Source organism: Shewanella sp. TB7-MNA-CIBAN-0143 (genome assembly GCF_040310065.1).
Classification (GTDB): domain Bacteria; phylum Pseudomonadota; class Gammaproteobacteria; order Enterobacterales; family Shewanellaceae; genus Shewanella.
In genome coordinates this window covers 43,182-57,073 of sequence record NZ_JBEOPL010000002.1, presented here as the reverse complement: position 1 = coordinate 57,073, position 13,892 = coordinate 43,182, and the positions used below count along the sequence as shown (strand labels likewise).

Genomic DNA, 13,892 nt, shown 5'->3' with positions numbered 1-13,892 from the left:
TGGCTCAAACAGGTAACTGCTTGATAAAAATAGTCAGCTTATTCATCTATTTACTTAATCGAATTTAATCATGTTTAAAACTGACCGATAATTTGATGAATTATATTATTGGCAATCGTGACTGCAACGGCAATAAAAATAATCCCAACGAGTAGATCTATAATGGTATTGGCCGCGAGCAATTTTTGTTGTACCCGAGGTTTAGACAAGATCAGTGCGAGTAAGCTAAACCACACCAATGACAACACAAATAATAATACCGTGGCGGCAATTTTAGTTGAGTAATTGACTTGCGGCGTAATTAATACGGAAAATAAAGTAATAAAAAAGATCAGCGCTTTAGGATTCAGTAGGTTGGTATATAGTCCAACTTTAAATCCCTTTAATGACGATATCAGCGCCGCTTTTGCCACATTAGGTTGCGTTGATGAAATATCTGAATTACGACGTTTGCTAATCATACTGGTGATAGCTGACTTGAGCGCCCCATATCCCATCCATGCTAAATAGCTACTGCCAATTAGTTGTACGGTCATAAAGGCAACATGAGACTGTTGTATCATCACACTGATGCCCATCAACGACAAAAAGGTGTGAATTAAGATAGCGACAGCAATGCCGAAGGCACAATAAAGTGCGGTTAAGCGTGTTTGCTGCGTAGCCATTTTAACGATAATGGCAAAGTCAGGTCCTGGGCTCATTAATGCCACAATGTGAATAACCGCTAAACCCGCCAATAAAGTCATGTCCATATTTATTCCGTTTTTTATAAGTTAAAGCTGGCTAGATTTTGTTGATATCCATTTGTTGATATCTATGAGAGCTTATTTCAATGTAAGTTGATGATAATGGCACATTTATGTAGGAAAAAGATAATAAAAAAGCGCTAAATTAGCGCTTTTTTATATAAGGTGAACTTAAGTGTTATTTTTTGGCGTTAAGCACTTGTTCTTCAAAACTTTTGGCTGCTTTACCTGCTTGCGAATCGTTGAAGACTTCTTCATTAAATTCGCCTTCTGATTTGGCAATGATCACCGTAGCCACTGCATCACCAGTGACGTTTACCGCAGTGCGGATCATGTCTAGCATTCTGTCTACACCAATAATTAAGGCAATACCTTCAACCGGTAAGCCTACTTGGTTTAACACCATTGCCAGCATAATAAGGCCGACACCAGGCACACCCGCAGTACCGATAGATGCCAATGTTGCCGTTACCACTACAGTCGCGTAATCCATGATGCTCAGTTCAATACCAAATACTTGGGCAATAAATACCGTTGCAACACCCTGCATAATGGCGGTGCCATCCATGTTGAGAGTGGCACCAAGTGGTAAGGTGAATGACGCGATTTTGTTGTCGACGCCCATTCTGTGCTCTGCGGTTTCAATGGTTACCGGCAATGTTGCATTAGAGCTTGCAGTACTAAAAGCAAACAGCTGTACGTCGCGGATTTTACGTAAAAACATCAACGGGCTGAGTCCCGAGAACAATTTTAATAGAGTAGGGTAAACCACTAAGCCTTGGATAAATAAAACGGCAACCACGAGGAGGAAGTATTTGACAACACTACCGAAGGTTTCTAAGCCCAACGTTAAGCTGAGGGTCGCCATCAGTGCAAACACACCATAAGGTGCTAGCTGCATAATTAAGGTAACCACACGCATAATCACATCATTTAAATCGTTAAAAAATGACGCTATACGCGTACCTCTTTCACCAATATGTGAGATGGCAAAGCCAAAAACAACTGCAAATAGGATAATCTGCAACATATTGCCTTCACTCATGGCTTGCATAGGGTTTGTCGGTACAATATTAATAATGACTTCAGACAGGCTAGGCGCGTCTTTTGCCGAGTATTCTAATACGTTACCGGCCAAACTTGCATTACCTGGATGGATTAACACGGCTGCTAGAATCGCAATAGTGAGCGCAATAGCGGTAGTGAATAAATAGAAGGATATGGTCTTGCCACCAAGACGTCCCAGTTTAGATGGATCGCTAAGGGAGCAAGTACCGCATACTAATGAGATAAATACCAAAGGTACGACAAGCATTTTTAAGCTTGAGATGAAGATAGTACCAATGACATGTAAGAATCCATCGGTAATGTACTCTTGAATAAATTGACTACCAGGAAAAAAGTTTCTCAATGCTAGGCCAAATATAATGCCTAATGCCATGCCAATTAAAATTTTGCTCGTGAGTCCGAGCTTGTATTGATTACTCACAGAGTGTTCCTTCTCATCATATTATTTTATGTCTTTATTAATGCGCTAAAGATTAGCAGGTATCGGCAACTTAGGAAATGGCATAAAAGTGAAAGTTTTCGCCAATAAATAGCGAATAAAATAGTAGAGTTATGCTAAAGTTATAAGATGTTTGCGTATTGTTAATGTATAAGTAACTATAATAATTCTTAAGTTTATTTTAATGTAACAGGGAGCCTGACAATGAGGTCAGCATATAAAGTTTATTTTGCGCTTTTATGTTCTTTTTTTCTCGTCGCATGTGGCGGCGGTGGCAGTATAACCGATGATGGAACCGGAGGTGGGACTACACCAGACCCAACCATATCTATTTCGTTAAGTATCGACAACACTCAAGTTTCTGTTGCAGAACCTGCAGTTATTACTGCAACCGTAAAAGACTCAACGGGTGCCGCTGTCAGTACGCTTGTTTCATTTACGCTTAATAATGATGATTACGGTACATTTGCGCCAAGTACCGGTGAAGTTGTCACCAATTCAAGCGGTGTCGCCACTATCCAACTCAACACGGCTGAGATTAATACCGGAGCAACAGTAACCGCGACTACCACGTCTGGTGAAAGTGCATCATTATTTGTCACTATGACGGGTGATGGCGGTGTTGCAGGTGGTGGGGCTCAAGTGTCATTGGTGTTAACTGATGCCGCTGGTAACGCTGTTCAATCGATTAGCACTTTATCACCAGGTAAATTAACTGCGACAGTCACTGGTATTACAAAGTCTTCAATTGTTACATTTGATAGCCCAATTGGTGATTTACCCGTTAAAACTGCAGTAACTAATGCACAAGGTAAAGCTACCGTTGATATTTATGCTGGCAGTTCGTTAGGTGCTGGTGAAGCAACTGCGACATTATCAACCAATGAAACCGGTTCAACTATTGTTGTTGTTGGAGCAACCAACGTCGTGATGGGCAGTGGTACACCATTTGTTGAAGGTGTCGCAGCTATTAGTGCTACTGATTTATCTGCGGGTGGAACGGCAACGGTAACCGTGTCTATTCAAGATGATTTAGGTAATGCCTTTACACAACCTGTGGATGTAAACTTTTCATCTACTTGTGCGACCAAAAGCCCTGCGCAAGCAGTGATTAGCTCGCCTGTGTCGTCAAGTAATGGCGTCGCAACCTCAACGTATCGTGCCGAGGGCTGTGTTGGTGAAGATCAAATTAATGTCACAGCCAATGCCGGTGGCATCAGTTTATCTGCAGTTGGTACCATCAATATACTGCAGGCTGATGTTGGCAGTATTGTGTTTGTATCAGCGATTCCTGAAAACATAAGTATTCTAGGTACTGGTGGTACTGAATCATCAGTGGTTAAATTTAAAGTTTTGGATAAAAATGGCAATGTGGTTGCTAACCAAAATGTTAAATTTGCACTAAATACTACTGTAGGTGGGGTTAAAATTGATCCCCTGCAAGCTACTACAGATAATAGTGGTATTGTGCAAACGGTAGTAACCACAGGTACAGTCGCGACTTCTTTACGAGTGACTGCAACGGTAGACAATGGTGCAGTTCCAGCAGTATCGAGTCAGTCTAGCCAGTTAATTGTGTCTACGGGTATTCCTGATCAAGACAGTTTTTCTTTATCCGCTGAACTGTTTAATGCAGAAGGTTGGGATGTAGATGGTACTGTTGTTAAGGTTACCGCTCGTATGGCCGATGCGTTTAACAACCCTGTACCCGATGGCACAACGGTATCTTTTACCACTGAAGGTGGTTCTATTGAAGATGCATGTCAAACCGTAGATGGTGCATGTTCGGTATCTTGGATAAGCCAGTTACCAAGACCTGAAGGTGTTGTTCTTTTTGATGGGTTAGGCGTACAAGTGAAAAACCCTCAAGCTAGCTTAAAATGTTACAACCTAAGCGATGGTTCCGAAGATATCACTTGTCTTAATGCCAATATTGTTTATGGCAATTTTTATGACCAAAAATATGGTGGCCGTGCAACGGTTACCGCAACTGCTATTGGTGAAGAGTCTTTCCCGGATTTAAATGGTAATGGTCGCTTTGATGCATCAGAAGCAAATACGTTTCTTACTGGGACAGATGTCACTGGTCAACCATTTGATTTAAATGATGCTTATAACGACTACAATGAAGACGGTTTATTTAATCCGCAGCAAACCGGTGGCCAAGCTGGTGGCACATTGGAAGAGTTAATCGATTTTAACTCCAACGGTACATTTGATGTCAAAGACGGTAAATATAATGGTGTGCTTTGTTCAGACCCTGTACACAGTGCATGTGCTGATGGCGTAAGTGATTCAAAGTCATTGTTTGTCCGCAGAAGCTTAACCTTAGTGATGTCTGGTAGTGCAGCGTATGCTACTAATCCTGCCAATATAGTGGTTGTTGATAGCACAGGAACACACTCTGGTGCTAGTGACATGATCATCGTGGGCAAAGGTGCTGCTTCTGCAACATTTACTATCTCTGACTTACATAACCAACAAATGCCAGCCGGTTCGATCGTAAGATTTACCACATCAGCGGGCTCGGTGGTGAGTTCAAGCGAATATACATGGCCAAGTACTAATTACAATGGTGGTCGTCAGTTTACTACAACCATTAAAGGCGAAGATGAACCAAACTCTGGTGTATTCCTCGTTGAAGTTGAGTCGCCAAATGGTCTGGTTACTCCAGTGGTATCCATTGGTGTAACAATCCTATAATCGACTGGGTAACAGTTTCAATCGTTAAAAAGGCGCACTTAGCGCCTTTTTTATTGATTCGGTTTAGCAATGTAAAACAAAAAGCCAACAGCGGATGCTGTTGGCTTTTAAAGTATGTTATTCAATTATTTATTCGACCCGTTAACGTTATCTTTGGAACTGATACACGCTGCCTAACTTTAATATTTGTGTGAGTTCATCTAACGCGGTGCGTGATTCAATAATTAATTGTGGATCTGCTAGATCGCTTACCGTGAGTTGGTCACGATAATGTCTATCAACCCAGGCATTTAAGCGCGTAAATAAACCGTCATTCATTAATGTGTTTTGATTAACTGCAGCGACTTCTTGTTCGTTCATCGCGACTCGTAAACGTAAACAAGCTGGACCACCACCGTTTTGCATACTTTGCTTAACATCATAATAGCGCACTTGTTTGATCGGCGTGCCTAAGGTAACAAGTTCATTTAAGTAAGCAAATACCGCAGGGTTTTCCTGGCAATTTGTTGGCGCAATAATGGCCATTTCACCTGAAGGTAGGGTGATGATTTGGGTATTAAATAAGTAACTACGAACGGCATTATCAATGGATACTTGCTCTGTGGTGACTTTGACAAAATGCATGTCAGAGTTCATTTTACGGCGAATTTCATCGAACTTTGCTTCGGTATTTAAAAACGCTTGTTCGTGGTAGAACAACACATTTTTGTTACCCACTGAAATAACGTCATTGTGGAATACACCTTGATCAATCACATCTGGATTTTGCTGCATAAACACGCAGCTTTCATCTTCAAGTTGGTGCAACCGCGCTACTGCTTGAGATGCTTCCAATGTTTGGCGAGCTGGATATTTTGTTGGTTTAGGGGCGTTAGGGTTAGTTGCTGTTTGACCATAGACAAATAATTCAACGCCAGCATGACCGTATTCAGAACATAGGCGAGTATGATTAGCTGCTCCTTCATCACCAAAGCTTGCGTGTTCTGGCAAATGTTGATGATGCTTAAAATAGCGGTCGTTATTAAATGTCGCCTGCAAAATATTGCCCGTGGTGACAGGTTCAATACTGCGGTGTAATTTATCAACTAAATTAGCTGGGGTGAAGTGAACTTTACCGTCACAGGTGTCTGCACTGGGTGACACTGTAGCCGCGTTAGCTGTCCACATACTTGATGCACTGCAACAAGCATTAAGTAGCGCAGGAGCCTGCTGAGCAGCTTTTTGTAAAACCTCAGCGTCAGACCCAGAAAAACCAATTCGACGCAATGTGTATAGGTCTGGGCGCTCCTGTGGGGCCAATACCCCTTGCACCATCCCCAAATCTGCTAATGACTTGGCTTTTTGCAAACCTTGTTTAGCTGCCGCTTTAGGATTTGATGTCTGGGCCGCATTACTAAATGAGGCCACATTACCAAATGATAATCCGGCATAGTTATGGGTTGGTCCAACCAAGCCATCAAAGTTCGCTTCAAAATGCTTCATTCGTGATCCTTGAGAATTTTAGTGAATAATTATTATTGTAGTTACACTCATTTGTGTTACTTATAAAAAAGGAACGTGATTGTTCATGTCAGTTAACGCTAATTTAACCCCAGTATACTGAAGCTATAAGGGTTAACAAGGTGTGGTTAATTTGTACAAATGTGTATAAATGACTAAAAATGCACTGAAGGTGCTCGCAAGTATCATTAAGTGAAAAATTACGTTTAAAAAACGCATATTATTTTTTACATTTTTTATTTTTGATTCAATTCTGATTAAAAAATGACTTACTAGCCATGTAAAAGAGGGATTAACTTGAAACTATTGTCTCAACCCTCTATATATGGAATCAATTTTCTTTTTTTCGAGACTTTTTGGCGCAAATAAAACTATGGGTAAATCGCTAGTTATTGTCGAATCGCCGGCCAAAGCCAAGACAATTAATAAATATCTTGGTAAAGACTTCATTGTGAAGTCGAGTGTAGGTCATATTCGTGACTTACCAACTTCGTCTACTTCTGACGGTACAACTGTGACTAAAACCGCAGCAGAAGTTAAGAAATTATCTCCTGAAGAAAAAGCTAAATACAAGCTGATCAGAGACAAACAAGCGCTTGTGGCGCGAATGGGTGTTAACCCAGATAAAGACTGGGCGGCTAAGTATCAAATTCTGCCTGGTAAAGAAAAAGTTGTTAAAGAATTAAAAGCGTTAGCAGAAACTGCTGACCAAATATATCTCGCAACGGATTTGGACCGTGAAGGGGAAGCCATTGCCTGGCATTTACAGGAAATTATTGGTGGTGATCCTTCACGGTATCAGCGAGTTGTGTTCAACGAAATTACTAAAACAGCGATTCAAGATGCGTTTAGTAAACCGTCGGTACTTGATACCAATATGGTTAATGCCCAGCAAGCTCGTCGCTTTTTAGACCGTGTTGTTGGCTTTATGGTATCACCATTATTATGGAAAAAAGTCGCTCGTGGTTTATCTGCTGGGCGTGTTCAGTCGGTAGCAGTGCGCTTAGTTGTAGAGCGTGAAAGTGAAATTAAAGCGTTTGTTCCAGAAGAGTTTTGGGATATCCATGCTGAGTTAAATACACCTACCGCCGCTAGCTTGAAAATGCAGGTGATGAAGTATCAATCTGCTGCATTTGAACCGATTAATGAAGCGCAAGCTAAAGTCGCTGTCGATGCGTTGCGTGATGCAAAGTATGTTGTCACTGCGCGTGAAGATAAAGCAACCTCAAGCAAACCTTCGGCACCTTATATTACGTCGACATTGCAGCAAGCTGCCAGTACTCGTCTTAGTTTTGGTGTTAAGAAAACCATGATGATGGCGCAGCGTTTGTACGAAGCTGGCCACATTACGTATATGCGTACCGATTCAACCAATTTGAGTAAAGAAGCGGTTGAAAACTTACGTGAAATGATTGGTACCGAGTTCGGTGACAAGTATTTACCGGCAGAACCTATTCGTTATGGTAGCAAAGAGGGCGCTCAAGAGGCGCATGAAGCTATTAGACCGTCGAACGTGGCTGTGCAGTCCGCTTCGTTAACCGATATGGAAAGAGACGCTCAGCGCTTGTATGAGCTTATCTGGCGTCAATTTGTGTCATGTCAAATGACACCTGCTCAATATGATGCAACACGTTTAACGGTAACCGCGGGTGATTACGAATTAAAAGCCAGTGGCCGTACCTTACGTTTTGATGGTTGGACTCGTGTTCAGCCACAAGTGAGTAAGAAAAACGAAGAAGATAAGACGCTACCAGTCGTTGCAAAAGGTGACAAGTTAGTGCTTGAAACCTTATCTCCTAAGCAACACTTTACCAAGCCTGCACCGCGTTACAGTGAAGCGTCTTTGGTTAAAGAGCTTGAGAAGCGTGGTATTGGTCGTCCTTCAACGTATGCGACGATTATTTCAACCATTCAGGATCGTGGTTACGTTAAAGTTGATAACCGCCGTTTCTTTGCTGAAAAAATGGGTGAGATTGTCAGCGAACGCTTAGTCGGCAGTTTTAAAGAATTAATGAGCTACGACTTTACCGCCAGCATGGAGCAAACATTAGATGATGTTGCTCAAGGTAAGCTGGACTGGAAAAAAGTATTAGACGGTTTTTATGGCGACTTTACCAAGCAGTTATTGTTGGCCGAGTTAGATCCCGATGAAGGCGGTATGCGCCCTAATGAGATGGTATTAACAGACGACATTAAGTGTCCAACCTGTGGCCGTCCAATGGGTATTCGTACTGGTTCAACAGGGGTGTTCTTAGGTTGTTCTGGTTATGCGTTACCCCCTAAAGAACGTTGTAAGACCACGCTTAACTTAACCCCAGGTGAAGAAGCGGTAAGCGACAATGAAGATGGCGAAACGGAAGCGTTACGTGCTAAACATCGTTGTGGTAAGTGTGGTACCGCGATGGACAGTTATCTCATTGACGAAACACGTAAATTACATGTTTGTGGTAATAACCCGTCATGTGATGGTTACGAAGTTGAAGCCGGACAATTTAAGATTAAAGGCTATGAAGGTCCCATTATTGAGTGCGATCGTTGCGGCAATAATATGGAACTTAAAAATGGTCGATTTGGTAAGTATTTTGGTTGCACCAATAGCGAGTGTAAAAACACCCGTAAGTTGCTGAGAAGCGGTGAAGCGGCGCCACCAAAAGAAGATCCTATCTTCCTACCTGAATTAAAATGTACTAAATCGGATGCTCACTTTGTGCTTCGCGATGGTGCTGCTGGTATATTTTTAGCCGCCAGTACTTTCCCTAAATCGCGTGAAACACGTGCGCCGTTAGTGGAAGAGTTAGTGCAGTATCGCGATTTGTTATGGCCTAAATATGCGTATCTTGCCGATGCGCCAGTCGAAGATGATGAAGGCAATAAAGCCTCGGTTAAATTTAGTCGTAAAACAAAAGAGCAGTATGTTGCTACTGAAGTTGACGGCAAAGCTACCGGTTGGTCTTCTAAGTTTATCGGCGGTAAATGGGTTAGTGAATCAACTAAGAAAAAAGCTAAGAAATAATTTTTAGTATTGATTGATACATAACGCTCTTTATAAACGCTACCCAATTGGGTAGCGTTTTTGTTTGTGCCATAAATGACTTAATTATTTTTTGTATCATGAACCGCATAGGGACATGCTTTTGCAAACAGGCAAACAGGCAAACAGGCAAACAGGCAAACAGGCAAACAGACAAACAGGCAAACAGGCAATCAAACAAAAAATCTAAGACATCAGACACAAAAAAAGCACCGATAAATATCAGTGCTTTTTTAATGGTCATTTATTGTAAATTCACAACGATATTACACTGAAGTGCCTGACGTTATTTTTTCTCACTATTCTGTGCTGCTTGAATCGCCGTTAACGCAATGGTGTAGACAATATCATCGACTAATGCGCCGCGTGATAAATCGTTAACCGGTTTACGCATACCTTGAAGCATTGGCCCGATGCTGATTAAATCAGCACTACGCTGTACCGCCTTGTATGTGGTGTTACCCGTGTTTAAATCTGGGAACACAAATACGGTTGCTTTACCTGCGACAGGGCTGTCAGGTGCTTTAGAGAGCGCTACGTTAGGCATGACTGCTGCATCGTATTGCAATGGACCATCGATAATCAAGTCCGGACGTTTTTCTTTAGCGATTCGTGTGGCTTCACGTACTTTATCCACATCTGAACCGGTGCCAGAAGTCCCCGTTGAGTAACTGATCATCGCAACGCGAGGCTCAATACCAAAGGCTTTAGCTGATTCAGCTGACTGAATCGCAATATCGGCTAGCTGTTCAGGACTTGGATCTGGGTTAATCGCGCAATCACCATACACTAATACTTGATCTGGCATCAGCATGAAGAAAATCGATGACACTAAGCTAGAACCCGGTGCCGTTTTGATCAACTGCAATGGTGGGCGAATAGTGTGTGCCGTAGTATGAATAGCACCAGACACAATTCCATCAACTTCATCTTGTGCCAGCATCATGGTACCAAGCACCATGTTATCTTCCAGTTGTTCACGGGCAACAACTTCTGTTAATCCTTTGCTGCGACGTAATTCGAGCATAGGCTCAACGTATTTTTCACGCACAGTTTCTGGCTCAATGATTTCGATGCCTTCACCTAAAATAACATCTTGTTGCGATGCAACGCGTAAGATCTCTTCGCGGTTACCGATTAACACGCAACGAGCAATACCACGTTCTGCACAGATAGATGCAGCTTTAACGGTTCTAGGCTCTTCACCTTCAGGAAGCACGATAGTTTTACGGGCTGCACGGGCTAGTTCGGTTAACTTGTAACGGAATGCCGGAGGAGATAGACGGTGTTCACGTGGAGAATCCTGGGTAACACTTTCAATCCAGGTTTGGTCGATATGGCTGGCCACGTATTCTTGCACTTTTTCAACGCGCACCGCATCATCCACAGGCACTTCATGATCAAAACGTTGAATATTGAGCGAGGTCTGCCATGTATTTGAATCAATTAAAAATACTGGCAAGCCTGTTTCAAAAGCTTGTTCACATAACTTCATGATTTCTGGTTCTGGCGGGTAGCCCCCAGTAAGCAACAACGCGCCAATTTTAACGCCGTTCATGGCTGCTAAACATGCAGACACGATCACGTCGGAGCGATCGCCAGAAGTCACTAACAATGAATTTGTTTTGATGTGAGTAACCATGTTAGGCAGGCTACGGGCACAAAATGTTACACGGCGCATACGACGAGTATGCATTTCACCAGCATTAATGATTTTGGCATTTAAGTGCTTAGCTAAATCAGATGCACGCGGGGCAATTAGCTCTAAATTGTATGGCACACTGCCTAATATACGCAGCGGACTTTTACCCGGAAGTTGGAACATTCCCGAGCTATCAACCGCGTTCATATTTTTATCATCAAATACTTCAGATAAATCAGGACGAGTGCGACCTTCGTTGTCAACGGGAGCACCAATTTTATTGATGATAGCGCCAATTAAACGTTTGTTTTTCTGTCCACCCCAAGAGTTAAAGGCGATTTCTAATCGATTCATTAATCCATTAGGCGTATCGTTTCCAGGGGTTGCGATGAAAATAACATCGGCGTCTAATGCTTTGGCAATTTCATAGTTAATGTCATCAGCAAATGGATGGCTACGTGTTGGTACTAAGCCTTCAACCACTAGGATTTCAGTATTACTGGCGCATTCTGCTGCGCGGGCAATAATCTGTTCTAGTAGGACATCAGTTTGTTCTGAACGGATTAACGCTTCAGCATGGACCATTGAATAAGGTTCCAACGGATTAACAGTTGGAGACGTGCTTAAAATAGTGGTTGAACGTTCTGGACCAGTATCACCGGATCGAATTTGCGCAATAGGTTTAAAAAATTGCACTTTAACGCCTTTGCGTTCAAGTGCACGAACCATACCTAAGCTTAGTGATGTTAATCCCACTCCAATACCGATTGGAATAAGCATAATATTACGAGACATGACGACCTCTTGTGTGCGTATTGTTCATGTTAATTAACCGAATATAAGACCGAATAAGCTGCTTATTTAGCTGTGATCAGCTTAATAGCATCTTCGGCAATAACCCACTCTTCATTTGTTGGTATGACCATAGCAATAGGGCTACCTACTTGGGTAATGATGCCTTGCTGGCCAAAACGAGCCGCTTTATTCAAATTATCATCGACTTTGAAGTTAAATATTGCCAATAAATTAAGGACTTTCTCGCGAATAAGGTCTGAGTTTTCGCCAATACCGCCAGTAAATATAATGGCGTCTAAACGCCCTAATGGCACAGTGTAAGAGGCGATATATTTGGCTAAACGATAGCAGAAGATATCTAAGGCTAGTGTGGCACCTTTGTGACCGTCTTGATAACCTTCTTCAATCCCACGACAATCGTTGGTAAGTTCTGAAATACCCAATAAACCACTTTGCTTATTCAGTAGGTTATTGACTTCATCAAGGGTATAGCCAAGTTGTTTAACTAAATGGAAAATAATTGATGGGTCTAAATCGCCGCAACGTGTACCCATAACTAAACCTTCAAGCGGAGTTAAGCCCATTGACGTGTCGACACTTTTGCCACCTTTAATGGCCGTTACCGATGCACCATTACCTAAATGTGCACAAATAATATTGGTGTCTTTAGTCTCTTTGCCTAATACTTTGGCTGCTTCACGACAAATATAGATGTTGCTAGTACCATGCATGCCATAACGGCGAATACTATGTTCACGATACAATTTGTAGGGTAGGGCATAAATATATGCCTTTTCGGGCATGGTTTGATGAAATGCGGTGTCAAATACTGCAACTTGTGGCAAATCTGGGAATGAAGCGAGCGCGGCACGAATACCAATTAAATGCGCAGGATTATGTAGAGGCGCTAATGACGCACAATCTTCAATACCCTGAATGACATCCGGTGTAACAATAACCGAGCGAGTAAACTTTTCACCACCATGGACGATACGATGACCAACGGCTTTAATTTGTGCCGCAAGTTCTGGATGGTCTGCTAAAATGTTATTAACGATGAATTCTACCGCTTCGCGATGCGCAGTAAAGGCACCTAATTTGGCTTCATTCTTGCTGCCATCAGATTTCCACTTAATGCGTGAATCTTCTAAACCAAAACATTCAGCTAATCCAGAAACTTTATCATCGCCTGATTGAGCATCAATGATGGCAAATTTTAATGATGAGCTACCGCAGTTGAGCACGAGTACTAATTTGTCTGACATGTTAACGCCTTTTAAGTCAATGAAACTAAATAAAATAGTAAAATTCCATTTTGATTAAGGTTTATGATTATTCATTCATAAACGCCACACTTCGGTGTTCTTACCGTGATTTACGACTGAAATTTAAATCAGTATAGGCATAAATTCTCCAGTGCATTTTGGGCATGACACTGTATTATGTTATCGTTATACTCATGTCCTAAGCTGTAAAGGTAGCCGTATATTGAACATGAATTTGGTTAAATTACTTGGCGATGGTCAACGTTATATGAAGACCTGGCCAATGGTTAGGCAACTTGGGTTTTATTTCCCTGAGTACCGTGTCGTCAAAGCGACTCAATTAGCGATTATTGCAATGCCTGTGTTGGCATTAATCGTTGCGGCTAGCCAGCTGTATATATTTGGCTGGGATTATTTACCGCAAGCATTAACGATGTTGCTCTTTTTTATCAGCTTGCCACTACAAGGCTTATTATGGTTAGGTTGGCGAGCGAGCCATCCGTTACCGTTATCATTATTTGATTGGGGCAACCAACTCAGCTCAGCATTGACTGAGATGGGTATCTATTGCCAACCTTTAGGCGCAAAAGCCTGTTATTCTGATATGGCCACCATTTTGAAACTGGCTTTTGAACGTTTAGATCAAAGTTACTGGGACGAATTATAATTCATCTTATGTATAAGCCGGTGCTAATTTACATCT

At 42.0% G+C, this 13,892-nt stretch carries 8 protein-coding genes; 3 read left to right on the top strand and 5 right to left on the bottom strand.

Annotation, left to right across the window (positions count from 1 at the left end; genetic code table 11):
• Positions 1–74: 74 nt before the first annotated feature.
• Positions 75–752 carry a LysE family translocator gene (locus AAEY97_RS01655; RefSeq protein ID WP_350979643.1) on the bottom strand — a complete coding sequence of 226 codons (678 nt, stop codon included), beginning with the start codon at positions 750–752 and terminating at the stop codon, positions 75–77.
• Positions 753–924: 172 nt separating this feature from the next.
• Positions 925–2,235, bottom strand: a complete 1,311-nt coding sequence (locus AAEY97_RS01650) for a dicarboxylate/amino acid:cation symporter (protein WP_277949095.1) — start codon at positions 2,233–2,235, stop codon at positions 925–927.
• A gap of 222 nt (positions 2,236–2,457) precedes the next feature.
• Here AAEY97_RS01650 and AAEY97_RS01645 point away from each other — a divergent pair, with 222 nt between their 5' ends.
• Positions 2,458–4,956, top strand: coding sequence for a hypothetical protein (locus AAEY97_RS01645; RefSeq protein WP_350996062.1), 2,499 nt, complete (start codon positions 2,458–2,460; stop codon positions 4,954–4,956).
• 147 nt (positions 4,957–5,103) lie between these two features.
• On the opposite strand, the gene astB is transcribed toward AAEY97_RS01645, so the two are convergent.
• Entirely contained in the window at positions 5,104–6,438 is a 1,335-nt protein-coding gene (gene astB, locus AAEY97_RS01640; RefSeq protein ID WP_162022778.1) for an N-succinylarginine dihydrolase, read from the bottom strand.
• A 391-nt stretch (positions 6,439–6,829) separates the two neighbouring features.
• On the opposite strand from astB, the gene topA reads away from it, so the two are divergent.
• A complete protein-coding gene (topA, locus tag AAEY97_RS01635; RefSeq protein ID WP_350996058.1) occupies positions 6,830–9,469 on the top strand; it encodes a type I DNA topoisomerase in 2,640 nt (879 codons plus the stop codon).
• A gap of 304 nt (positions 9,470–9,773) precedes the next feature.
• Here topA and pta read toward each other — a convergent pair whose 3' ends face one another.
• Both pta and ackA read right to left on the bottom strand, forming a co-directional pair.
• Positions 9,774–11,924: a phosphate acetyltransferase gene (gene pta, locus AAEY97_RS01630; protein ID WP_101088038.1), complete on the bottom strand. Its 2,151-nt coding sequence runs from the start codon at positions 11,922–11,924 to the stop codon at positions 9,774–9,776.
• A 62-nt stretch (positions 11,925–11,986) separates the two neighbouring features.
• A complete protein-coding gene (gene ackA / locus AAEY97_RS01625) occupies positions 11,987–13,189 on the bottom strand; it encodes an acetate kinase (protein WP_101088040.1) in 1,203 nt (400 codons plus the stop codon).
• Positions 13,190–13,418: 229 nt separating this feature from the next.
• Between ackA and yfbV the strand changes: the two genes are divergently transcribed.
• Positions 13,419–13,856 (top strand): terminus macrodomain insulation protein YfbV, encoded by a 438-nt coding sequence (yfbV, locus tag AAEY97_RS01620; protein ID WP_502959424.1) that lies wholly within the window; start codon positions 13,419–13,421, stop codon positions 13,854–13,856.
• Positions 13,857–13,892: the final 36 nt, after the last annotated feature.

Excerpts from the sequence above, each read along its gene's own strand:
- AAEY97_RS01655 (WP_350979643.1), bottom strand. The coding sequence starts at position 752 with ATGGACATGACTTTATTGGCGGGTTTAGCGGTTATTCACATTGTGGCA.
- AAEY97_RS01645 (WP_350996062.1), top strand. The coding sequence starts at position 2,458 with ATGAGGTCAGCATATAAAGTTTATTTTGCGCTTTTATGTTCTTTTTTT.
- astB (WP_162022778.1), bottom strand. The coding sequence starts at position 6,438 with ATGAAGCATTTTGAAGCGAACTTTGATGGCTTGGTTGGACCAACCCAT.
- topA (WP_350996058.1), top strand. The coding sequence starts at position 6,830 with ATGGGTAAATCGCTAGTTATTGTCGAATCGCCGGCCAAAGCCAAGACA.
- pta (WP_101088038.1), bottom strand. The coding sequence starts at position 11,924 with ATGTCTCGTAATATTATGCTTATTCCAATCGGTATTGGAGTGGGATTA.
- ackA (WP_101088040.1), bottom strand. The coding sequence starts at position 13,189 with ATGTCAGACAAATTAGTACTCGTGCTCAACTGCGGTAGCTCATCATTA.
- yfbV (WP_502959424.1), top strand. The coding sequence starts at position 13,419 with ATGAATTTGGTTAAATTACTTGGCGATGGTCAACGTTATATGAAGACC.